Raw genomic sequence first — 23497 nt, 5'->3', positions numbered from 1 at the left:
AGCCGGCTCCGGCGGCTTGTGGGCGCGCGCCACACCCACGGCCGAGAGACGGATTGCCGTCGATTGCCGGTTCATTGTGGACAACGCCGGACGGGTGATTGCGCCTAGACTGAGACATCCGGCGACGTGGATGTCATCACGTCGACCGTCACCTCCGCTCGAAGGGATTGTCGTGTCCGACGACGCGCTCGATTCGTTTCCTCGCCTTCGCACCCTGGTCGACAAGGAGATCGCCGACGGCATCGAGACCGGCGTCCAGTTGTCGATCTCCCATGCCGGCGTCCGTCACGAGATCGCCGTCGGTGACAACGGGCTGGGCGCACCGATCACTCCCGAGACCCCGGTGCCGTGGACCTGTTCGTCGAAGCCGATCGGCGCGCTGGCCTTCGCCCGCGCGTGGGAGAGCGGCCACCTCGGCCTCGACGACCGGGTGGCCGACCACCTGCCCGAGTACGGCGAGGGCGGCAAGGAGACCGTGCGCGTGCGGGACCTGCTGACCCACACCACCGGCGTGCCGGACCCCATGCTCACCCTGGACACTGACGGCCAGGAGATGCCGGAGTGGGACCAGGTGCAGGCACTGATCTGGATGGTCGTCTGCGCGGCCGAGCCCCAGCAGCGACCGGGCACGTCGATGAGCTACAACCCGATCACGAACTGGTTCGTCCTGGACCGACTGCTCACCACCATCGCCGGGACCGAGGCGGGAGACAGCTACCGGTCCATGTTCTCGCTGCTCGGCATCGCACCGACCCTCGGGCTCGACGGCGACGCGGCCCCACCGGTCGCGCCGGTCGCACCGCCCGAGGAGACCGTCGGGCTGGAAAAGATGCACATGGCGGCCCGGCTGCCCCTGCCGGGCACCGGGATCTGGGGCGCCATGCGCGACCTGCGGTCCGTCGGCGAGGCGCTGCTCACCGGTCGCGCCGCCGACGGCACCGAGATCGCCCGGCGGTCGACAATCGAGGCGTTGACGGCCACACACTGGCCCGGCACGGTACGCAGCGTCCTGTCGGACAGCGACTTCGCGTACGGGCTGGGTTTCATGACCCTGCCCCACCTGCTGGGTCGGGCCTGCTCGTTCCGTGCGTACGGCCACGCGGGCGGCAACACCTCCAGTCTGGTGGTGGACCCCGCCGCCGAGGTCGTCATGGCGATGTACTGGAACGGCCGGCTGGCGGACGTGCCGACTGTCACCCGCCGGCACGCCCTCGTCGAGGCGGTCTACGCCGACCTGGGGATCAGCTGACCGCCGGGGTGGACGGTGTCCGGCGGGCCAGTCCGGGCCGACGTGGCTGCGGGGCATCGCCACCACGATCGGGCACTGTCACCCGCGCCGGTTGAGTTCGGCTTCGAGCCGCTGGACGAGCGTCTTGCGGTCCTTGCCGGCGTGCTCGTTGCGCAACGCGGTGCGGAGTTGCCGCGTGTCGAGCCCACGGACCAGCTTGGCGGCCTCGGCTACCGACATCTCCGACATCCGCCCGGCGGTGGTGGCGTCTCGCCGCGCCCGTTTCGCCGGCCCGGTGTTGGCGACGTACTGCCTGCCGGACCGGGACGCTTCGCGCTTCTTGGTGTCGGTCGCGCGCTTCTGACTGTCCGACATCTCGTCCCACGCCTTCTTGGGCAGGTAACGACTCGTCGTGTCGCCCTTGCGGGCGCGGGTGTCGCCCTCCTTCGTCTGCCACTTCTCGTTGCCCCAGCGCTGGAGCGACTTCTGCCGCTCGTCCTTTTCGCCCAGGAATCCCCCGCCGCGCTTCTTGTACTCCTGAGTGACAAGCTGCGACTTGCGCGCCGACCACTGCCCCGGCCGGCCGCCCTTGTCGGAGGCCTTGATCTCTTCCTTGATCTGCTCTCTGAGCTCGGGTTTCGTATACCGCGCCATAGCTGGCAGCTACCCGACGCCGCAGCGCCTATGCCTCCCGCCGCGACGCCGCAGCGCCTATGCCTCCCGCCGCGACGCCGCAGCGCCTATGCCTCCCGCCGCGACGCCGCAGGGCCGAGTCGCAGCAGCACCCGCGCCCCGCCCGTCGGCCCGGCGCCCAGCTCCAGGCGACCGCCGCCGGCCTGCGCGGCGCGTCGGGCGATGTCCAGGCCGAGGCCCGTCGACCCGGCCGCGCTGGCGCCCCGCCGGACCGCCCCGACCGGCATCCCCGGCCCCTCGTCGGCGACGGTGAGGACGACCTCTCCCGCGTCGCGGCCGAGGTGGACGGCGAACGGAGTCCCGTCCGGGGTGTGCGCGAAGACGTTACCGAGCAGGGCGTCCACGGCCGCCGCCAGGTCGTCGGCGGGCACACCCACCGGCAGCGGGCCGGGAACCAGGTCGAGGGTGACGGCCCGGCCGGTGTCCTCGGCCAGCACCGACCAGAACGCGACCCGGTCGGCCACGATCGCCGCCGCGTCCGAGGCGGCCGGGCGCGTTGTCGGTGAGTGACGCCACCGGGCCTGCCGGATCAGCCCGGTGACCGCGCGTTCGAGACCGTCGGCAGCGGCGGTGATCCGGGCGGCGTCCTCCGGGTCGCGCAGCGACTCCGCCTCCAGCCGCAACGCCGTCAACGGGGTACGCAACCGGTGCGACAGGTCGGCGACCTGTTCGCGTTCCTGCACCAGGAGCACCTGGATGCGGGTGGCGAGGTGGTTGAGCGCACCGGCCACCTCGCGCAACTCGGCCGGGCCGGCCGGGGTGACCCGGGCGTCCAGCTCCGCGTTGGCCAGCCGGTGCGACACAGCGGAGAGGTCGCTGATCGGCCGGACCAGGGTGCGGGCCAGCCGGTCGGCCACCAAAAGCCCGATCAGCACCAGCAGCACACCGAGCAGGGCCAGCACCAACCAGGCCCGGGTGACCCCGGCGGTCAGCTCGTCGCGCGGCACCACGATCCGGATCACCCCGGTCCCGTCCGCCCGGCCCTGCACGGCGATCACCACCTCCCGGCCGGCCGCCGACTCCCCGGTGAGGCTCTGCCCGCGCGCGGCCAGGGCCACCGCCGGCGTACGGGGGGTCTGCGCGCCGAGCACCGACCCGTCCGGCAGGAAGACACTCACCGGTCGCCCGGATTCCGCCGCGAGTTGCTCGACGGTGAGCCGGATCGTCGCCCCGTCGGCGGTGCCGACCACCGGCACCAGGCTCTGCGCGTCGGCGGTGGCCGCGACGGTGGCCCGGTCCTCCGCGACGGTGCGGACCAGCAACGCCAGCGGCACCAGGAAGGCGATGAGGGTGAGCACGCTGACCGCGGCGACGAGCAGCGCGAGCCGGACCCTCACGGCTGCGCCGCCGGTGCCTCGAGACGCACACCGACCCCGCGCACCGTGTGCAGGTAGCGCGGCTGTTGGGCGTTCTCCCCCAGCTTGCGGCGCAGCCAGGACAGGTGCACGTCGACGGTCTTGTCGGCGCCGCCGTACGGGATCTGCCAGACCTCGGTGAGCAGTTCCCGTTTGGTCACCACCTGGCCGGGACGGCCGGCCAGGTGGTGCAGCAGGTCGAACTCGCGCGGCGTCAACTCGACAACCGTTCCGTCCAGGGTGACCTGCCGGGACCGGGGGTCGACGCGCAGCCCGCCCACGACGAGCGACGGGTCCTGCCCGTCCGCGCCGGCCGGGCCCCGGCGCAGCACCGCCCGGGCGCGGGCGTCGAGCTGCGCGGCGGTGAACGGCTTGACCAGGTAGTCGTCGGCGCCCGCGTCGAGCACCCGGACGATCTCCGCCTCGTCGTCGCGGGCGGTAGCCACGATGACCGGCACCGAGCTGACCGCGCGCAGCATCCGCAGCAGCTCGCGGCCGTCCAGGTCGGGCAGGCCCAGGTCGAGCACGACGAGGTCGGGCCGGTCCTCCAGGGCGTCGCGGAGACCGGCCATCGCGGTCGAGGCGGCAGCCACCGCGTGCCCGCGTTCCCGCAACGCCCGGATCAGCGGCGTACGGATCGTCAGGTCGTCCTCGATGAGCAGAAGGCGGGCCACAGCTGGCAGGTTAACCGCTACCGCCGGCGGCCAGGCGCACGTTAACCATGCCTTAGCGTCCGGATGTGCCAACGACAAGGACGGATCGGGGATAGTCAGCGCATGGGCCGTCGTTCGATTCTCGTCGCCGCCGGGTGGGTGGCCACTGTCGCCGTGGCCACCCTGATCGGGTTGGGCGCGATCCAACTCGTCGGGGAGAGCATCACCGGCACTCCGGGCGGGGTGCGCAGCGCGGCGGAGATCGAACGGGCGCTCGCCTCGCCGGAGCCGGTGCCGACCGCCGCGACGGGCACCGGCTCGGCCGATCCGGGCACGACCGGCACCGTACCGAGCGCCAGCCCCGGCGTCCGTCGGGGGTTCGCCACCGACGGCGGCACGGCCGTGGCCGAGTGCGGCCCCGACGGTGTACGCCTCGTCTCCTGGGCGCCCGCGCAGGGCTACCGGGTCCGGGACGTGGACCGGGGCCCGGACGACGACGTCGAGGTCACGTTCGCGGGGCCGACCCGCCAGTACGAGTTGAAGGTGCGCTGCATCGGCTCGGAGCCGGTGGCCGTCGCCGACGACTAAGCCAGGTGTACGACGTGAGGGGTTTCTACGCCTACCACCGAGGCGTAGGCCGTGATTGCGTCCGGTTGTCCGCCCTGGAGGTACCTGTCCCGGGACTGCTCCCCTGCTCGACGCCTTTCGGGCTGCCGGAGGCAAGTCCCGAAGGCAGGCCCGGACCTAGGTCCGGGCACGGTGCCGCCCTCTTAACCCAGGTGCGGACAGCCCGATGCACGACAGACCTCATCGCCATCGGGACCGGCGTGCGCGACGACGCCCCTTGTGTTGACCGCTGGCGGGCCGTCGAACGGAATCAGTCGCCGTACCAGTGGAGCATCAGGCCCGGCTCGTCGCGCCACCGCGCCAGCAGTGCCCGTAGCGCCGCCACCAGCCCACGTTCCATGTCGTCATCTGCCGTCGCCTCGAGACGGTCGACTTCGACGTCGAGCTGCGGCAGATCCTCACGACTGAGTACGCCATCTGACCATGGGTCCAGCTGGCCCAAAATCGGCAGTCGGTTCCCCCCGGCCGCGTTCATCAACGGCAGTAGCTCCTCCACGGGCACGTCGAGCAGCAAGCCGCATTCCTCCGCATTGGCCCACTCTTCGGCGTCAGCACGGTGGCGTTCACGCCGCTGCGTCCGGGTAGCACGACGCAGGCTCTTCGGACGCGGCTGCGGAGGGCGCAGCACCAACAGCAGACCCACCTCGGCGACGGTACGGCATCACCTTCACTGAGCCTGTCCTACATCTGCGACCGGCCCACGGACATGGTGGAGAAGGGGTCAGCGGCACAACGGAAGGCCGGACCCCTGCCAGGGTGCGGGCCGTTTCAGCTTTCGTCGCGCGCCTGGTGTGGCCGGTGCTTCTTGATCCATTGTTCTACGTCGGCACGGTCCCAGACCCGCACCTTGCCGCTGGCCACCGTGTCGATGGGTGCAGGGAAGGTGGCACGGTTCGTGATCTCGGTGGCACGGGTGCGCGACACGCCGCCGAGCATGTCCGCGATGTCGGAGAGCGCCACGAGTCTCACTTCATGGATCGGTGGCCGGACCTGCCTGTTCCTTGAGGTGGAGCCGTGGCCATGGACGACGGACCCGTAACGTCAGCGCTGGTCATCTGGACTGCGCAACGGGTGATCACCCAGCATCACGAGTCACCGAGCCGCCGCGCGCAGTGCCGGGACGACGGGTGCGAGATGTCGACTTGGGCGCGGGACACACTCAAGGCGCACCGCGGGTGATCGAACGGGAGCTGCCCCGGTCAGTGTGGGTACCGATGCTGGCCCGGCAGACCGTCGCGCAGCACCAGGCGCACGGATCGTGCCGGCGCGGCCGGCCGGACGGTTGCACGGAGCTGCGGTGGGCCGGTGACCGGTTGAAGACCAGCCGCCTACCGGGGCCGACCACGCGCGGGGCCGCACCATGATCAGGTGATGAGAAGTAGTTCAACGCCGTTGCGATAGATGGAACGGCTGTTCGTCGACAAGCACTGCCTCGCCGATCATGGAGTTGTGGTGGGTGACAGAACGCCCGTAAAACCCCAAAGTCGGCACCACAACTCCATGATCGCCAAGCCGGGCCCCACCCGCTCCCCGATCGGGCACTTCCTGTCCCGGGTTGACCCGCCGGCTACAGCCCTAACGCAACGGTGTGGAGAAGTAGTTGTCAGGAGGCCATCTGAACTACTGGGCAGCACGTGATCGAGGGGAGTCCGCCCCCACCGCCCGATCGAGGGTGGGGGCGGACTCAGGTGGTGGTTCAGCTGGTGTACGCCTCCACCTCCCAGAGCGAATGGCCGTATCCGGTGCCCCGGGCGGTGCCGTAGATCCGCAGGTAGCGACCGTTGGCGGCGAGCCCGGTGTGCTCGTCCACGCCGCCGTCGGCCCCGGTCACCGTCTTGGCGGTGGTCCAGGTGGTGCCGTCGTTCGAGGTCTGGATCTGGTACGCGCTGCTGTACGCCGCCTCCCAGCTCAGCTTGACCCGGCCGATGGCGGTGGCGTTGCCGAGGTCCACCCGGATCCACTGCGGGTCGGCGAACGTGCTCGACCAGCGGGTGGTGAGGCTGCCGTCGACCGCCTGGGCACCGGACACGTCCGCGCCCTCGGCGCTCGACGTCGAGGTGGGCTTGTTCAACAGCAGGTTGCCGCCGGTCGGGCTCCCGGTGCCGCCGTACACCTCGAACTCGAACAGCGAGTAGCCCCAGGCGGTGCCCCGGGTGGTGCCGAGCAGCCGGATGTAGCGGCCGGTGCCGGTCAGCCCGGTCAGGTCGTCCACGCCGCCGTCGCCGCCGGTCACCGTCCGGATCGTGGTGAAGGTGACACCGTCCGGTGAGGTCTGGATCTGGTAGCCGCTGCCGTACGCCGCCTCCCAGGTCAGCTTGACCCGGTTGATGGCGTACGACGCACCCAGGTCCACGTCGATCCACTGCGGATCGCTGAACGCGCTGCCCCAGCGGGTGCCGCTCGCGCCGTCGAACGCGTTCGCCGGGGTGTAGGCCCCCTCGAAACTTGACGCGCGGGCCGGCTTGCCGCGCGCCAGGTTGGCACCCGGGTCCGGGTCCGGGTCCGGGCCGGGTCCGCCGGGGCTGCCGGAGAGGGTGAACTCGTCGATGTCGAACCACGGGCCGGCGCCCTTGAAGACCAGGAACAGGGTCCGGGTGCCGGTGGGTGCGGTGACCCCGCCGGTGACCGTGGCGAAACTGGCGTACCCGCCGGTGGGCACGACGGTGGCCGAGCCGACGAGCGGCCCGGTGGGTGAGTCGACGCGCAGTTCGACGGTGCCTCCCCCGCCGGCCGGTGCGCCGACGCGGGCGCTGAACGACTGGACGCCGGTCAGGTTGTACGGGCGGAACGAGATCCAGTCGTTGTTGTCGATGTAGCCGACCGCCGCGCCGCCGTGCCCGGCCGCTCCGGCGACGATCTGGACGCCTGACGAGTCGCCGAAGTGCTCGGCCTGACGGACCCGCGGTTGCAGGACCGCCTGGGTGTGCGTGGTCAGCGCCGGTTGGCCGCCGCCGCCCAGGTCGGTGTACTCGGCGTCGATGATGCCGAAGATGTTCGCCGCCGTGTCGTGCTCACCGTCGGCCGAGGTCTGGATGACCCCGGTGCAGCCCTGCGCGCTGCCGAGTTGGTGGCCGTGCGAGTCGTGACCGAGGACGTAGTTCACCTTGACCCGGGCGCAGTTGATCGCACCGTCCTGGGCGTCGGTGACTGTCACGCTGAACGGCACCGCGTCCCCGAAGGTGAAGGTCTGCCCGTTCAACGGCGTGTTCACGGTGACGACGGGGGCACTGTTGCCGACGGTGACGACAAGGCTCGCGGTGGCCGTCTTGCCGGTGGAGTCCCGGACCGTCAGCGTGGGGCTGCGGGTCCCGTTCGTGGTGTACGTGAAGCTCGGGTTCGCGGCTGTCGAGTCGGTGGTGCCGTTGTTGTCGAAGTCCCAGGCGTAGGTGAACGGGTCACCGTCCGGGTCCAGGGTGCCGGCCGAGGAGAAGGCCACCGTCAGCGGCGCGGTGCCACTTGTCGGCGTGGCCGACACCTTGGCGACTGGCGCGCGGCCCTCGCGGGCGTACTCGATGCGGTAGAGCGCCGAGTTGGCGTCGCCGTTGAACCAGCCGGTGCCGTAGTCGAGCACGTAGAGCGCACCGTCCGGCCCGAACTCCAGGTCCATGACCTGGGTGCCGGTCCACGGGAACGGGTTGATCTTCAGTGGTTGCCCGGACGCGTCGAGCTTGATGTTCTTGATCCAGCGACGACCGAACTCACCGGCAAAGTAGGTCCCGTCGTAGTACTCGGGGAACGCCACCGGCGAGGTGTTGTTCCGGTCGTACCGGTAGACCGGGCCGCCCATCGGCGACAGGCCGCCGCCGGTGAACTCCGGGGGCGAGCCGGAGCCGCCGTACGGCAACCAGGCCGGGACGGCCGGCGGCAGTTGGGTGATGCCTGTGTTGTTCGGCGAGTTGTTCACCGGCCCACCGGCGCAGTCGAACTTCGCCCCGGACGGCCCGGACGGGAAGGTGTAGTCGTTGTAGGCGTCGTTGCGGGCGGTGCAGTACGGCCAGCCGTAGAAGCCGGGCCTGTCGATGCGGGCGAACTCCACGTTGCCCGCCGGTCCCCGGTTCGGGTCGGCGGTGCCCGCGTCGGGACCGTAGTCACCGAGGTAGACGACGCCGGTGGCCCTGTCCACGCTCATCCGGAACGGGTTGCGGAACCCCATCGCGTAGACCTCCGGTCGGGTCCGCGCGGTGCCCGGGGCGAACATGTTGCCGGCCGGAATGGTGTAGCCGCCGGCGGCGCTCGGCTTGATCCGGAGCACCTTGCCGCGCAGGTCGTTGCTGTTGGCCGAGGTGCGCTGCGCGTCGAACGCCGGGTTACGCCCGGCCCGCTCGTCGATCGGGGTGAAGCCGGCCGAGTCGAACGGGTTGGTGTCGTCACCGGTGGACAGGTACAGGTTGCCCGCCGCGTCGAAGTCCATGTCACCGCCGACGTGGCAGCACATGCCCCGGCTGGTCGGCACGTTGAGGATCAGCGTCTCGCTGGCCAGGTTGATGGTGTTGTCCGCGTTGACGGTGAACCGGGCCAGCCGGTTGACGCCGTCCCAGACGGCGAACTGGGCAGGTGTGCCCTCGGCGGGCGCCCCGCCGCCGGGAGTGCTCAGTGGCGGGGCGAAGTAGGCGTACACCCAGCGGTTGGTGGCGAAGTTCGGGTCGGCCTTGATGCCCTGTAGGCCCTCCTCGTCCCCGGTGTAGACCGGCAGGGTGGCGGCGACCTTGGTGTTGCCGGCGGCGTCGGTGTGCCGGATCACGCCGTCGCGGGAGGTGTGCAGCACACCCCGGTCCGGCAGGACGGTGAGGCTCATCGGCTCGCCGGTCTCGGCCGCGCCCCTGGCCAGCTCCACCTGTTGGAAGCTGCTGGTGACGGTGGGGCCGCAGTCGGCGTCGACAGCCCCGGCGGCGGTCTGGATGCCGCCGAGCAGGTGTTGCCGGAAGGCCGCCTCGGTGTACGACGCGTCGGTGTGCCCGAGGCCCGTGTACCAGGCTCGACCGCCGGAGTAGTTCTGGCACCAGGAGATCGGATGGTCGGCGCCCATGCTCCCGCCGGTGTAGGTGCTCTCGTCAAGCGTGGCCAGCACGTGCGCGGCGCCCCGGGGGTTGGTGCGGTAGTTGTACAGCTCGTCGAACCGGCTCCACCGCTGCGGCAACGTCGCGGTGGACGGGTGCGCCTGGTCGGCGACAGTGACGGTGGCGGTCTGCTCGGCCGGGTGCGCGGCGAAGTACGCCCCGACCAGCCCGCCGTACCAGGGCCAGTCGTACTCGGTGTCCGAGGCGGCGTGCACGCCCACGTAGCCGCCCCCGCCGGTGATGTAGCGCTCGAACGCGGCCTGCTGGGCGGCGTTGAGCACGTCGCCGGTGGTGGACAGCCAGATCACCGCGGCGAACCGGTCCAGGTTGGCGTCGGTGAACTGGGCGGCGTCCTCGGTGGCCTCGACGGTGAAACCGTTGGCGGCGCCGAGCTGCTGGATGGCGGTGATGCCCGGGGTGATGGAGCCGTGCCGGAAGCCGGCGGTCTTGCTGAACACCAGCACGGTGAACGGCGCGGCGCTGGCCGCGGGTGGCACGGCGACGATGCCGCCGGCCACGAGGATCGCGCTCAGCGCGACGCCGAACCACGATCTCAGGGATCTGCGCACGATTGTCCTTTCGCGGTGCGAGGACGGCGTGCGCCGATCACGCCTGGGCGGTGGAGTGAGGTATGTGCATGCATCGTTGCGGCCGGATCCCCGGCGCGTCAAGCACTCTTCCGCTATCCGTGAGAGCGTTATCTCCGCAGGTCAGGCGCGACTCTCCGAAGCAAGATCAGATAACCGTTTTCCGACCCGCGCGTGGGGCCCCGCCGCGACCGGGACCCCACCCGGCGGCCATCGCAAGACGTCAGCGCGAGTAGTACTCGACGACGAGTTGCTCGTCGCAGACGACCGGGACCTCCGACCGCTGCGGGAGGCGGGTCAGCCGCGCCGTCAGGCCCGACAGGCTGACCTCCAGATAGGGGGCCGGACGTTCCGAGGCGTGCGCCCCGGCCGCCGCGACGACGAACGGCGCCTTGCCCCGGCTGCGTTCCGCCACGGCGATGACGTCGCCGGGCCGCAGCCGCGCCGACGGTCGGTCCACGCGCCGGCCGTTCACCGTGACGTGCTGGTGGGTGACGACCTGGCGGGCCTGGTAGATGGTGCGGGCGAACCCGGCGCGCAGCACCAGCGCGTCCAACCGGCTCTCCAGCTCGACGATCAACTCCTCGCCGGTCTTGCCCGACCGGCGCACCGCCCTGTCGAACGCGCGCCGAAGCTGCCCCTCGTGCAGGTCGTACTGGGCCTTGAGGCGCTGCTTCTCCAGCAGCCGGACCTTGTAGTCGCTGGTGGTGCGGCGAGCCCGGCCGTGCTGCCCGGGTGGGAACGGTCGACGCTCGAAGTAGCGCACGCACTTCGGGGTCAGCGCGATGCCCAGAGCGCGGGAACGCCTGACCTTGGGACGGGTCTGATTCATCAGTCACCTCTCTAGTAAGGTAAGGCTAACCTTATTAGGAGATGATCGCCGTGAGCAACCCCTCGACCAGCACGGACACCATCGACGACGCGGGCGTGCGACTCCGCTCGATGCTCGCCGCCGCCGACTCCCTCACCCTGCACATCCCGGGGATCGAGGCGTACGTCGCCGGGCGGCACGTGGTGGCCGACGACGGGCGGCTGCGGATCGACCTGCCGGCCGGCTGCCACCTGACCCACCACCTCGCGCAGCAGCGGGAGACCGTGGCGATGGTCGAGGTGACCGACCTGGCACCCACCCCGGTCCGCAGTCGGGTACGCGGGCGCGGCACGCTCACCGGCTGGCTGGTGACCGAGACCGTCCCGACCGACAGTGATCAGGAGCTGGTGGCGGTCCTCGACCTCGCCACCGCCGAGCTGACCGCCGACGGCCGCACCACCTCCGTCGACCCGGACGCCTTCGTGGCCGCCCGGCCCGACCCACTGGCCACTGCCGAGGCCGACCTGCTGTGCCACCTCGACCACCATCACCCGCAGACCGTCGACCGGCTGTGCCGGCTCATACCGACCCACCACCTCCAGGGTGTCCGCCGAGTCCGGCCGGTCCGCCTGGACCGGCACGGCGTCGTGCTCCGGTTGGAGCTGGCCCGGGGCGACCGGGACGTCCGGCTGCGGTTCGGGGCGCCGGTGCGGCATCCCGACCAACTCGGCGACCAGATCGAGGCGCTGCTCCGCCAGGCGCACGGCTGCCGAAGCCGACGTGCTCGCTGACTGACCGGCACTGATCAGCGCGGTTAGGGAAGGCTCGCCTCTGCAAAATCTCCCCGAAAGAGCCAGCTGATGGGGAGTTGTCCCGTCGAAGCCGGGTACTGAGCTTGCCAGGCACACCGACGGAAGCGAGATCGCTGATGACCGACATGCTGGAGATGCCGCGGGTACACGAGTGCACAGTCACCGACTGCGGCTACAACCACGATGGCTGCCACGCGTTCGCCATCACCATCGGGCAGCAGAACGCCACCTGCGCGACGTTCATCGACACCTCGACAAAGGGCGGGTTGGACCGCGTCATCGCCCAGGTCGGCGCCTGCAAGCGCGGCGACTGCCAACACAACGCCGAGTTGGAGTGTCACGCGCCGTCCATCCGGGTGGGCCCGGGGCAGGACATCGCCGACTGCCAGACGTACCAACCGCGCTGAGCGCGGCGCGGGCACCGGTGGGGGCGACCGTCCGGGGTCGCCCCCACCGCCCGTCAGCGACCGCCCGCGACCAGCTCGGCGATCATCCCCTCGCAGCTGCGGACGACGACCTGGGCCCCGCGCCGTTGCGCCAGCGGAAGCAGGGGATCCTCGGCCCGGTCCCGCCACCGCCACTGCGCGTCGGCGGCGGCCTCCCAGAGTCGCTGCACCGTCGCCTCGTGCTCCACGCCCAGCCGAGCCGCGAGGCCCACCCCGTTGCCACCGACGAGCCGCTGTGCCTCGGCGGCCAACTCCGCGTCGAAGCCGAGCCGGGTGCCGCGCAGCGCGACAAGCAGGCGTAGCTCCCGGAACTCGTGCGCACCGGCGAGGATCCGCTCGATGGCGCCGGCCAGCTCCGCGGACCCACGGGTGGGCTCGGCCCGCAGCAACATCTCGACCGCGGCCAGCGCGGACCGGGCCTTGAGCGCGTCGGCACGGTCGATGAAACAGCGGGTCACCGACTCGCGCAACTCGGTGAGACCGCTGCGCCGAATGAGCTCGGCGGAGAGTTTCACGCGGCTGTCGAACCCGCCGCGCACCAGTGTGGTCGCCAGCCGGACGCCGAAGACGCCGAAGCGGTCCAGCAGTGCGGCACGCACCTCGGTTTCCAACCGTACCGGCAGCTCACCGTGCAGGAAACGGTCGGCGGAGAGCAGGTGGGCGTCCAACTCCGCCCTGGGCACCTGGGCGATGGCCGCGAGCGCGGCGAAGTCCGACTCGCCGAGCATCCGGCCGGCCAGGCCGATCATCCCGCTGCACGCCACCACGTTCACGCTGAGCGCGCTGACCCGTGGATCGCGGTAGTGCCGACGCGCGAGCTGGCGGGCGGTGAGCAGGCCGTCGATCCGACCTCCGCCGATCTCGTCCGCCCGGGACAGCACCATGATCACGTTGACCGGGGCGGTCTGCCCGACCACGCCGTCCCGGCCGGACTCCAGCACCCGCAGATCACTGTCGCGCGCGTCGCGGGTCAGATACAACACCGCGTCCGCGTCCCGCAACACCCGCTCCAACACCGGCGCCCGGCCCTGCTCGACGCCGCCGCTGACCGCCGGGGTGTCGATGAGCGTGACCTGCCGCAGCGCCCGCGTCGGCCACCGCACCACGATGTCGCGTACGTCCCCCGCGCCCCAGCCGAGATCCACCCGCAGGCCGGTCGCCGACTTGACCACCGTCAACTCCTGCGGCGGCTGACCGGCCGGATAGGCGGTCGCGCGGGGCTCGGCGCCGTCCTCGTACCAGGTGAACGCCCCGTCCGCCCTCTCGACCGGCGCGACCTCCTCCCCCATCAGCGCGTTGAGCACCGTCGACTTGCCCGAACGCCACGGGCCGGCAACCGCGATCCGCAGCGGTTGCTCCAGGCGGGCGACCTGGTGGCGCAACTGCCCGACGGCCCGGGGGTTGTCCTGGTAGAGGTCGATGGCCTGGTGCAGCAACCCCCAGGCCGCCTCGTCGAGGCGCTGCCCCACGGTCATGCCTGCGGCTCCAACGGCAGCGGGGCGGAACGCGTGCCCGTCAACTGCTGGGCCTGCTCGTGCAGTGCGGCCAACCGGGTCATCTTCAGCCGGATCTCGCGCTGCCGCTGCTCGCGCAGCGAGGCATCGGTGTCGGCCTCCTGCTTGGCGCTGCGGAACGACTGGACGATCGCCTCCTGAAGCTCCTCGGTCAGGCCCGTGAAGTGGTCCCGCAACATCCGCTGCACCTGCCGGACGGCGTCGCGGCAGTCGCGGATCATCCGGACGAAGAAGTCGTCGACATGTCGCTGGATGGCCGTCTTGACCGTCGCCTGCCGGCGACGGAGCAACTGCTTGCTCTCGTCGCGGATGCTCTTGCCGCCGAACAGCGCCCCGATCCCCACCGAGACCGGATTGATCATCGGCATGCCGGCCAGGGTGGTCGCCAGGCCGAACATCAGCATCCCGCCGTAGGAGCCCTTCATGCCGGTGAACAGCTTCTGACTCGCGGTGAACCGGTCGATCGTCGGCATCTGCAACTCCGGCAGGCGCTCACCGATGTCCTCCGGCATCGTCATCGACCAGGGCGGCAGCACGTCGTAGCCGTACCTGTTGAAGTTGGCGGCCACCCGGCGGGCGATCCAGTCGCAGCGCTGGACCAGCCACTCGTGGTTGGCCTCCGCGGCCTCCACCAGGCTCCGCTCCAGCCAGTCCTGGAAGGTGTCCCAGGCGACGAGGGGATCGGCGGTGTCGAACGCCTCGTCGACAGTGCGCAGGATCTGTCGGGTCCGGTCGCGCAGGTCGTACTCGATGTCGGACAGCAGGTCGCCGATCTCGTCGCTCAACGTGTTCTGCCAGCGCGTGGAGCACCGGCGCAGCTCGTCGACCTCGCGCTGTGCGGCGTGCAGCCGGGAGATCGGCCCGGACTGCTCCTCGGCCTCCTGGGTCGCCAGCTCGGCGCGCAGCGGCGCGGCCAACTGCTCCACCACCGTCCGAGCCACCGTCTGCACCGAGGCCCTGGCCAGGTGGTCGGCCTTGCCGGCTAGGTCCCGCTGTAGTCGGGCGATCAGCACGGGGAACCCGGACTCGGCGTTGAGACCCCGGTCGTCGGCACCGGCGGCGCGCAGGCGCAACGTCGCCGAGACCGGGATGAGCGTCGCCGGGATGCCGGCTTCGGCCAGGTGCTGCCGGTTGCGCTCGGCGACCGCGCGCCAGTCCGCCACCAGATCGGTCTTGCTCTGCACCACGATCACGTTGGGGTGCGAGCGCACGACGTGCAGCAGCATGTTGAGTTCGGCGACCGACAGGTCCCGGGTGGAGTCGGAGACCAGCAGCACGGTGTCGGCGCGGGCGGGAGCGGCGACCGGGGCGGCGCCGCCGAGACCGGTGACCTCGTCGGTGCCGGGAGTGTCCACAAGCACCAGCCCGGCGCCGAGCAGGGCGCGGGGCACCCCGATCTCGACGTACGCGGGACCGCCGCCCGGCTGTCGTCCGACCATGCCGGCCACGCTCTGGGCGACCTGGTCGAGCGCCACCGGGGTCCGCTCGACGGCCACCGCGAGCGCGGTGCCGGCGGCACCGCCGCGGGCGGGTGGCGCCTGCGCGACAGCGGCGGACGGGGCCTCGGCATGCTGCACCACCGTCGGCAGGACTGTCGTGCGCCCGTCGCCGACCGGGCAGGCCGGGGCGTTGATGATCGCATTGATCAACTGACTCTTGCCCTGGTTCGGTTCACCGATGACCAGGACGCGCAGCGTCGGGTCCAGCAGTTGGGCACGCCTCTGCCGGACCGTCTGGAGCAGGTCGCCTCGACCGTGTGCACTGCACGTGCGGGCGATGTCGTCCAGCACGTCCAACCAGATCCCGGCCATCACCGCACCAAGTGTGCGGATTTCGGCTCAATTATCAAGAGGTTCCGGAACGGGAACCGGAGAGGGCCGGATCGCCCGAGACGATCCGACCCTCCGCTCCGACCGGAAATCCGGGTCAGAGCAGGCCGCCGGTGAGACCCAGCAGCCCGTGATCGGACGAGGCGTGCGGGTCGCCGCCGAGCACACCATCGGTGACCCCGCCGGTCACGTCACCGACAGTGCCGGTGACACCGGGGAGGAGGCTGTCCACCTGGTGCGTCACGCCGCCCACCGTCGACTGCACGTCGAGCGGCGGGACCACACCGCCGACGACACCGTCGCCGTGCCCGAGGCCCAGCCCACCAAGGGTTTCGTCGACACCGAGGGAGCTGACGAGCCCGCCGATCTGGCCGTGGGCGCCGGGGAGGACGCCACCGACCAGGTCGCCGCCGATCAGGTTCGGGTCGGTGCCGCCGAGCAGACCGCTCGCGTCACCGACGGTGCCGGTGACGTCGCCGATCACCGGGTCCGCGATCGCGTCCACCGGCTGCACCACGTCGGCGTCGAGGGTGTACGCCACATCGGAGACGCCCGCGAAGTCGGTGTCGAGACCGGACGGGCCGACGCCCAGGCCGATCCCCGGCAGCACGGTGACCCCGGCGGCGGCCGTCGACGAGTCCACAGCGATGGCGCCGAGCACGCCGGCCTTGATGTCCACGCCGGTGGGGGACGTCGTCACGCTGATCTGCTGCGCCACGCTCTGCAACTGACCCACCACATCCGTGGCGTCGGTGAGCAGCGGGTCCAACCCGAGCTGCCCGACCGGCGAGGCCAACGGCGCGAGGCCGGCCCCCGGCGCGTAGTCGACGACAAGCGGCACGACGTCCTGCACGTCCGCCGCGGTGATGTCGGTGAGCCCCGCGCCCCGCAGCGCGCCCTCGGGGTCGAGGTCGAAGGCCGACCGCGCGTCGGGGTTCGTCAGCAGGTCGAGCACGAAGTCGTGGAGGGTCTGGTGCGAGTCCATGTGCCGGGTTCTCCTCGGATGTGGCGTCGGCGGGTGTCGTACGTCGACAGTGACGCTATGGCCGGGGGCCCGCCCCGGGCATCGGGGCTCAGCCCGCATCCGGCCCGGTTGAACTAGGGGCTCCGCCACCTCGTACGTTAGGGGGACAGGGGGAAACCGTCCCGGCGAGATTAGGGTCCCGACCAGGGGCTGATCTCTGGTACGAACGTAGGAGCCCGCGGGGTTCGCCGGGGGTGGGTCGTCGAGAGCACCGACACCATCGCCACCGACCGGCCAACTCACGGGGGGAGAAGAGACGATGGCGTACGTCCTGGGGATAGACATCGGGAGCACCAACACCGCCGCCGCGGTCGCACGGCGAAACGGCGCTAGCTGGGCCCGCCCCGAGGCGGTCCCGCTGCACGTCGACTCCCCTGTCGTACCGTCGGTGCTGTGTCTGTCCGAGGACGGCTCGCTGCACGTCGGCGAGCCCGCGACCGACGACGGCAGCCGCACCACACGAGACTTCGTCCACCGGATCGGCGACGACGTGCCACTGCTGCTGGGCGGCGAGGCGTGCACACCGCAGACGCTGACCGCGGAGCTCGCGGCGTGGGTGGTCGACCGGGTGCACGCCCTGGAGGGCGGTCCGGCCGAGGCCGTCGTGCTGAGCCACCCGGCGGGGTGGCGCCCCTACCGGCGAGAGGTGCTGCACCGGGCCCTGTCGGCCTTCGGCCTGCGGCACGTGACGTTGCTGCCGCGCACGGTCACGGTGGCCGAGAGCCACGCCGCCCGCGGGTTCGCGGGCACCACGGCCGTCGTCTACGCCCTGGGAGGCAACAGCTTCGAGGCTGCCCTGGTGCGTCGCACCGCCCACGGGACGTACGAGACGTTCGGCACGCCCCAGGGCCTCGACTCGGTTGGCGGCGCCGACTTCGACGAGGCACTGGCCGAGCACGCCCGTACGGTGCTGGCCCGGGAGTTGGCCAGCACCGCCCGTCGCGGCACCCAGGCCGCGTTGCGCGGGCTGCGTGCGGAGTGTGACCGGGTCAAGCGGGTGCTGACCGTCGACCTGGCGGCCGACGTGGTGTTGGCGCTGCCGGGCGGCCCGGCGCGGATCCCGGTGACCCGGGCGCAGTTCGAGCACATGATCCGGCCGCTGGTGCAGGCCACCGTCGACCTGCTGCTGCGGGCCGTGCGGAGCGCCGACCTGACGCCGGCGCAGCTCGACGGTGTCCTGCTGGCGGGAGGCGCGACCCGCGTTCCGCTCGTCACCGAGCTGATCAGCGCGGCCCTCCCGGTGCCGGTCGAGGTCGAACCGGACTCGCAACTGACCGCCGCCGCCGGAGCGGCACTGGCCGCCGTCCAGGTGGTGTCGCCGCGCCCGCGCCCGCCGGCACCGGTCCGCGACCCGGTACGCGGCGCCGGACGGGCCACCATTCCGGCACCGCACCGCCCCCACCACGACACCGTCCCGGGCGATCCGCCACCGCGGCCCCCGGTCCGGGTCCTCCCACTGGATCTGCCGAAGCCGTCCCGCCTGGCACTGGCTCGGGGCCGGGGACGCGAAGGATGACCCCAATGATCATGAATGACATCGCCGCACCCGGGCTGACCCTGGACAAGGGGCCACAGGCCCTGCTGGACAGGGTCGCGCAGGACCCGACCGGCCCGCTGGCCGTCGGCATCGCCGGCCCCGGCGGTCACGGAAAGACAGCGCTGCTGGCCGAGCTGGCGCGGTTGCACCAGCGGGCCGGGATCACCGTCCACACCGCCGCCCCGGAGCCCGGTGCACCCGTCGACCCCGACGCGCTGGTGCTCGTCGACGACGCGCACCTGCTCGACGACGCGCGGATCGAGGTGCTCCTGCGTCTGCTCGCCACCCGCCGGCACCGCCTGGTGGTCGCCCATCGCCCGTGGCCCCGGTCGGCGGCGCTCAGCGAGCTTGTCGACTCTCTTCGACGGGACGGGCAGGCCGTGCTCCTCACGCCGTTCACCAGGGAGCAGACCGCCAGCTACCTCGCCGCCGCACCGGAGTTGGGCCGCCACGACGACCTTGTCGACTTCGTCCACACGCAGACCGCCGGCGTCCCCCGCGACGTCGAACGGCTGGTCCGCGGCCTGGCCGGCGGGGAGCCCCAGACCGGCACGATGGTCCACCCGCCCCGGTCCGTCCTCGGGGAGTTCGGTCCGGACCTGGACGTGCAGCCCGCCGCCGTCCGGCGGCTGCTGCTCGCCGTCGCGGCCGGCGGCGCGCTGCCGGCGGGCATGCTCGCCGCGCTCCTGGGCGGGGACCCGGCGGCGGTGGACGAGGTAATCGCCACGACCCGGGCAGCCGGGCTGCTCGGCGCGGACGGCCGGCTCGCGCCGATCGTCCGACGGGCCGTCACGACGCTCAGCCCCACCACCGACCGGAGCGCGGTCTGGCGCCGGCTCACCGAGTTGCAGCTCGCGCGGGGCGGCGCGGTGCTGCCGCTGGTCCGTTCCCTGCTCGCGGTCGGCGCGCTCGGCGACTGCCCGGCCTCGACCCTGGCCGCGGCGGCGGGTGAGGCCCTGGCCGACGAGCCGGCGTTCGCCGCCGAGCTGTTCGCCGCCGCCACCGCGGCCGGGCAGCCGGCCAGCGCCCGACAGTCGCTCGCCGTCGCGCTCGCCGGCAACCTCGACGACGCCCTGCGGCTGGCCGACCGGCTGTTGGCCACCGCCGCCCCACCGGACCGCCGCGAGGCGGCGGTGGTGGCCGCGACCGCCCTGGCGCACCGCGGCCACATCGGCCGCAGCGTGGAGCTGTACCGGTGGTCGGGCACCGCCTCGGCGCTGGCCTTCGCCATCGTCGGCGGGCTCGCCACCGGAGACCCGAACGCCGCCGCCGGCTCGCCGGCCAGCGACCCGGCCGGCGAACCGCCGACCCTGCACGCCAGCGCCGCCCGACTGATGGCCGACGGGGTACGCGAGAGCGTGAGCGGCCCGCCGACCGCCGCGCTCTCCACGCTCGTGCAGGCCGCCGCACTACTCGAACCGGACGGCCGGGCGGCCCTGCTACCGGACAGCCCGGCGGCGCTCGCCGCGCTGACGGCTGTGCACTGCGGTGAGCTGGAGATCGCCGAGCAGGTGTTGCACCGGGCCCTGGGCGCCGGTGTCGGTGGCCCGCTGATGGCTCGCCGGCACCGGCTGTTGCAGGCCTGGATCCTGATGGTCCGGGGCGAGACGCGCGCCGCGACCGAGCACCTCGCCGCGGTGACGCTCGACGGGCGGCAGTTGGAGTCACGCGACCTGCTCTTCGCCGCCGCGATCCGGATGGGCGTGGGCCGCCGCAACAGCGACATCGGGGCGCTCAAGCGTGGCTGGGGGCAGGCGCTGGAGGCGGTGGTCCGGCACCCCGTCGACCTGTTCACGCTCCTGCCGCTGGGTGAGCTGGCCATCGCCGGCGCGCGCCTCGGTGACCTGGCCCGCCTCGAACCGTACCTGCGGGAGGCCCGGGCCCTGCTCGGCCGACTCGACGATCCGCCACTGTGGAGTGTGCCGCTGCACTGGAGTGGCCTGCACGCCGCGATCCTCACCGGAGCGCCGGCCGTCGCCGACGACCATGTGGCGGCTCTGCTGGCCGCGGCCGACCACAGCCGGTACGCCGCGGTGGTCGCCGCCGCCGCGGAATGCTGGGTGGAGGTGCTCCGGGGCGTCGTCGACCCGGCCCGCGTGGAGGCCGCCGCCCGCGCGCTGCACGACACCGGGCTGTGCTGGGACGGTGCGCGCCTCGCCGGTCAGGCCGCCATCCGCACCGCGGACCGGCGGGCGATGACGACCCTGCTGGAGTGCGCGCGGGCGTTGCAGGGGCGACCACCCGGCGGGCACGGCGAGCCGACGCCGACGAGCACCGGGAGCGCCACGCGGGTCGCCGGCCCCACCCAGCAGGGGCTCAGCGACCGGGAGTACGAGGTCGCCGAGCTGGTGCTGGCCGGGCTGACCTACCGCGAGATCGGCGACCGGCTCTTCATCTCGGCCAAGACCGTGGAGCACCACGTGGCGCGGATGCGCAACCGGCTCAACTGCGCCAACCGCACCGAGTTGCTGGCTCTGCTGCGCACTCTCGTCGCCGACCGGGCCAGCGACACGGCCGGGCAGCCGTGGCCGCAGCGGGCGACGCGATGAGGGGTCCACGACGCGGGCGTTCCCGCACCGAGCGGAGCGGGGCGTGACGCGAGACGAGGTCCGGCTGCTGCGGACCAGGCTTGTCGTGCTGGCCGCCGTGCTTCTCACGCTCTGGTCGTTCGCGGCCTATGTGACCAGCCAGGACGCCATCGACCTGCTGCGCGTGCGGGCTCTGGCGGACACCCTGGGGCAGCCCATCGACCGGCTGATCCTGAGCCTCCAGACCGAGCGCCGGGCCAGTGCCGAGGCGATCGCCGGGGCCGGGTCGACGGCGACCCCGCTGGGCGGGGCACGCGAGGGCACCGACCGGGCCGCCGCCGAGCTTCGCGAGTTCACCGAGGGCCGCGACATCCGGCTGCTCAGCGCGGGCGAGGTGCGCGACCGGGCCGACGAGTTGGTCCGCCGGCTCGACGGCCTGAGCACGATCCGGACCCAGTTGGACGCCGGGCACCTCGACCAGGCCACGGCGGTTGACGGGTACGACCAGGTCATCGACGTCGCCTTCCGGGTGTACGGCCCGGAGTGGGGCGCGTACGAGAGCGCGCTGGCCGCCGACACCCGTGCGGTGATCGCGCTGGCCCGCGCCCGGGAGTTGCTGGCGCGGGAGGACACCCTGGTCAGCGCGGCCCTGACGGCCGGGCGGCTCGGAGTCGACGATCGACGCCGACTGACCGCGCTCGTCGACAACCAGCGATTCGCGCGTGCCGAGGCGGCGGCCGGGCTGCCCGCCGACGGCCCCGGTGCGCACCAGCGGATCGCCACCGGCCCCGAGTTCGCGGGGCTGATCACCCTGGAGGACCGGCTGTTGCGGGCGGACGCCGCCAACGTCCTGGCCGGGACCACCATTCCGGGCTGGCGGGCCGCCGCGGACACCGCCCTCGGCGCACTACAGGCACTTGTGACGAGCACTGCCCGCAGCAGCGTCGAGCGGGCCACGCCGGGTGCCGCGGTGATCGTCGCGCGTACCGGCGCGGTGGTGGGGTTGGGCCTCGTCGTGGTGCTCGTGCTCCTGTTGAGCTGGGCGCGCACCGTCCGACGGCTGGCCGACGAGCTGACCCGGCCGGTCGTGCACCCGCCGGCCCCGACCCCGGATGTCGTGGCACCGCCCGCCGGCCCCGACCGGGAGCTGTTCCTGCGGGTCACCCGCCGCAACCAGGTCCTGCTGCGCGACCAGCTCAATCTGCTGGACGGGATGCAGCGCCGGGAGCGGTCCGCCGAGGAGAGCACCGAGCTGTTCCAACTCGACCACCTGACCACCCGGGTCCGCCGCAACGTGGAGAAGCTGATCGCCCTTGCCGGCGCGACGCCCGCCCGCCGCTGGCGGCGCGCGGTGCCACTGCTCGACGTGGCACGCGGTGCCGTCGCCGAGGTGCCGGACTACCACCGGGTCCTGATCGCGCCGCACTGGCCGTGGTCGCTCGCGGGCCCGGCCGTCACCGACGTCGTCCACCTGCTGGCGGAGCTGATCGAGAACGCCCTCGCCTTCTCGCCGGCGGACACCACCGTCCGGGTCAGCGGCGAGCACCGACCGCAGGGGTGCGCCGTTCTGGTCGTCGACGACGGGCCCGGTCTGGACGCCACCGCGCTGGCCGACGCCAACCACCTGCTCGGCAGCCCGCCGGCCGCCCCGCCCACGGGCCCCACCGGCCTGTACACCGTCGCCGTGCTGGCCGGCCGTTGTGGGGCCCACGTCTCGCTGCGTCCCAGCCGGCGCGGTGGGACGGCGGCGACAGTGCTCCTGCCGGCCCGACTGGTCCCGGGCGGCGGCACCGTCCGGGGCCCGTCCACCGCGCCACCCACCACCCCGTACCCGCCGGCGCACGACGGCACCGGCCCACCCGAGCCGAACGGCGACGGCGCGCTGCCGACGCGGGTCCGCCAGAGCGGACCCACCGGCCCCGAACACGGCAGGGCCAGCCTCGACACTGTCGAGATGCCGGTCGCCAGAGCAGCGAGGAGACACCAATGACCCCTGCAGTGGTCACCGACGACGGCCTGACCGGTGCCCTGGACCGCCTGGTCGACCGAGTGCCCGGCGCGGAGTTCGCCGTCGTGCTCTCCCCGGACGGGCTGGCCCTCGGCGGCTCCCGGCGGGTGGAGGGCAAGCTGGCCGAGCAGATCTCCGGCGTGGTCGCCGGTCTGATCGCGTTGGGGCTGGCCGCCACCCGCACCTGCGACGCGGGCGCTCTGCGTCAGGTCGTGGTGCAGATGGCACGGACGTTCCTGTTCGTCGCCACCATCCCGAACGGGACCATCCTCACCGTGCGGATCGCCGGTGACGACGTCAAGGTCGGCGACATGGCGTACGAGGTGGCGCTGTTCGTGGGGCAGGCCGAGCGGCACCTGCCGATCACACTGGGGCCGGCCTCCTCGGCGACGATCGGGGACACTGGTGCACACCAGCGGCGGCACTGACGAGGCGTGGTACGACGACGACGCGGGCCCGGTCGCCAGGCCGTACACGATGACCGGCGGGCGCACCTCGTCCGCACACGGTCAACTCGACCTGATCTCGCTTGTCGTCGCCCGGCGGGCCGGCACGCCGCCCACACCGCTCTTCCCCGAACAGGCGCGGATCGTCGAGCTGTGTCACCATCCGGTGTCGGTCGCGGAGGTCGGCGCCGAGTTGGACCTCCCACTGGGGACCGTCCGGGTGCTGCTCGGCGACCTGCTGGCGGCCGGGCTGATCGAGACGCACGACCCGCCGATGTTGTCGGAGCTGCCGACCGAGGATCTGCTCGAGGCGATACTCGTCGGGCTCCGCGACCTGTGACC

The 23497-nt window shown here is 72.4% G+C and carries 19 protein-coding genes; 9 read left to right on the top strand and 10 right to left on the bottom strand.

Features of this window, described 5'->3' with window-relative positions:
- Positions 1-172: 172 nt before the first annotated feature.
- Positions 173-1249, top strand: a complete 1077-nt coding sequence (locus tag AB0A95_RS20455; protein WP_357557340.1) for a serine hydrolase domain-containing protein — start codon at positions 173-175, stop codon at positions 1247-1249.
- 78 nt (positions 1250-1327) lie between these two features.
- On the opposite strand, the gene AB0A95_RS20450 is transcribed toward AB0A95_RS20455, so the two are convergent.
- From AB0A95_RS20450 to AB0A95_RS20440, 3 genes are all read right to left on the bottom strand, one after another.
- Positions 1328-1882 carry a DUF5872 domain-containing protein gene (locus AB0A95_RS20450; protein WP_357557339.1) on the bottom strand — a complete coding sequence of 185 codons (555 nt, stop codon included), beginning with the start codon at positions 1880-1882 and terminating at the stop codon, positions 1328-1330.
- A gap of 86 nt (positions 1883-1968) precedes the next feature.
- Positions 1969-3258: a HAMP domain-containing sensor histidine kinase gene (locus tag AB0A95_RS20445; RefSeq protein ID WP_357557338.1), complete on the bottom strand. Its 1290-nt coding sequence runs from the start codon at positions 3256-3258 to the stop codon at positions 1969-1971.
- Entirely contained in the window at positions 3255-3950 is a 696-nt protein-coding gene (locus AB0A95_RS20440; protein ID WP_357557337.1) for a response regulator transcription factor, read from the bottom strand. Before AB0A95_RS20440 ends, AB0A95_RS20445 begins: the two co-directional genes overlap by 4 nt.
- Positions 3951-4052: 102 nt before the next feature.
- Here AB0A95_RS20440 and AB0A95_RS20435 point away from each other — a divergent pair, with 102 nt between their 5' ends.
- Positions 4053-4517 (top strand): septum formation initiator, encoded by a 465-nt coding sequence (locus tag AB0A95_RS20435; RefSeq protein WP_357557336.1) that lies wholly within the window; start codon positions 4053-4055, stop codon positions 4515-4517.
- 289 nt (positions 4518-4806) lie between these two features.
- On the opposite strand, the gene AB0A95_RS20430 is transcribed toward AB0A95_RS20435, so the two are convergent.
- From AB0A95_RS20430 to rpsD, 4 genes are all read right to left on the bottom strand, one after another.
- Positions 4807-5199, bottom strand: a complete 393-nt coding sequence (locus tag AB0A95_RS20430) for a hypothetical protein (RefSeq protein WP_357557335.1) — start codon at positions 5197-5199, stop codon at positions 4807-4809.
- Positions 5200-5324: 125 nt separating this feature from the next.
- Positions 5325-5516 (bottom strand): hypothetical protein, encoded by a 192-nt coding sequence (locus AB0A95_RS20425; protein ID WP_357557334.1) that lies wholly within the window; start codon positions 5514-5516, stop codon positions 5325-5327.
- A gap of 736 nt (positions 5517-6252) precedes the next feature.
- Positions 6253-10182: a ThuA domain-containing protein gene (locus tag AB0A95_RS20420; RefSeq protein WP_357557333.1), complete on the bottom strand. Its 3930-nt coding sequence runs from the start codon at positions 10180-10182 to the stop codon at positions 6253-6255.
- 241 nt (positions 10183-10423) lie between these two features.
- A complete protein-coding gene (gene rpsD, locus AB0A95_RS20415; protein WP_357064267.1) occupies positions 10424-11032 on the bottom strand; it encodes a 30S ribosomal protein S4 in 609 nt (202 codons plus the stop codon).
- Between the two features lie 110 nt (positions 11033-11142).
- On the opposite strand from rpsD, the gene AB0A95_RS20410 reads away from it, so the two are divergent.
- Positions 11143-11802 carry a DUF2470 domain-containing protein gene (locus tag AB0A95_RS20410; RefSeq protein WP_357557381.1) on the top strand — a complete coding sequence of 220 codons (660 nt, stop codon included), beginning with the start codon at positions 11143-11145 and terminating at the stop codon, positions 11800-11802.
- A gap of 137 nt (positions 11803-11939) precedes the next feature.
- Positions 11940-12230 carry a DUF1540 domain-containing protein gene (locus AB0A95_RS20405; protein WP_357557332.1) on the top strand — a complete coding sequence of 97 codons (291 nt, stop codon included), beginning with the start codon at positions 11940-11942 and terminating at the stop codon, positions 12228-12230.
- Between the two features lie 53 nt (positions 12231-12283).
- On the opposite strand, the gene AB0A95_RS20400 is transcribed toward AB0A95_RS20405, so the two are convergent.
- From AB0A95_RS20400 to AB0A95_RS20390, 3 genes are all read right to left on the bottom strand, one after another.
- Entirely contained in the window at positions 12284-13744 is a 1461-nt protein-coding gene (locus AB0A95_RS20400; RefSeq protein WP_357557331.1) for a hypothetical protein, read from the bottom strand.
- Positions 13741-15594 (bottom strand): dynamin family protein, encoded by a 1854-nt coding sequence (locus AB0A95_RS20395; RefSeq protein WP_357557380.1) that lies wholly within the window; start codon positions 15592-15594, stop codon positions 13741-13743. Before AB0A95_RS20395 ends, AB0A95_RS20400 begins: the two co-directional genes overlap by 4 nt.
- Positions 15595-15709: 115 nt before the next feature.
- Positions 15710-16597: an IniB N-terminal domain-containing protein gene (locus AB0A95_RS20390; RefSeq protein WP_357557330.1), complete on the bottom strand. Its 888-nt coding sequence runs from the start codon at positions 16595-16597 to the stop codon at positions 15710-15712.
- A 298-nt stretch (positions 16598-16895) separates the two neighbouring features.
- On the opposite strand from AB0A95_RS20390, the gene AB0A95_RS20385 reads away from it, so the two are divergent.
- Genes AB0A95_RS20385 through AB0A95_RS20365 form a run of 5 tightly spaced genes read left to right on the top strand, consistent with a single transcriptional unit; the run spans position 16896 to position 23495 of the window.
- Positions 16896-18152, top strand: coding sequence for an Hsp70 family protein (locus AB0A95_RS20385; RefSeq protein WP_357557329.1), 1257 nt, complete (start codon positions 16896-16898; stop codon positions 18150-18152).
- 5 nt (positions 18153-18157) lie between these two features.
- A complete protein-coding gene (locus AB0A95_RS20380) occupies positions 18158-20722 on the top strand; it encodes a LuxR C-terminal-related transcriptional regulator (RefSeq protein ID WP_357557328.1) in 2565 nt (854 codons plus the stop codon).
- 43 nt (positions 20723-20765) lie between these two features.
- On the top strand, positions 20766-22691 hold the full coding sequence (locus tag AB0A95_RS20375; RefSeq protein WP_357557327.1) for a nitrate- and nitrite sensing domain-containing protein: 1926 nt from the start codon (positions 20766-20768) through the stop codon (positions 22689-22691).
- Positions 22688-23137, top strand: a complete 450-nt coding sequence (locus AB0A95_RS20370) for a roadblock/LC7 domain-containing protein (protein WP_357557326.1) — start codon at positions 22688-22690, stop codon at positions 23135-23137. Before AB0A95_RS20375 ends, AB0A95_RS20370 begins: the two co-directional genes overlap by 4 nt.
- A complete protein-coding gene (locus AB0A95_RS20365) occupies positions 23115-23495 on the top strand; it encodes a DUF742 domain-containing protein (protein WP_357557325.1) in 381 nt (126 codons plus the stop codon). Before AB0A95_RS20370 ends, AB0A95_RS20365 begins: the two co-directional genes overlap by 23 nt.
- The last annotated feature ends 2 nt before the right edge of the window (positions 23496-23497 follow it).

It is taken from the genome of Micromonospora sp. NPDC049230 (assembly GCF_040647875.1).
Lineage (GTDB): Bacteria > Actinomycetota > Actinomycetes > Mycobacteriales > Micromonosporaceae > Micromonospora.
Note: the sequence above shows the minus strand (reverse complement) of the source record. Positions and strands in the feature narration are given on the sequence as shown.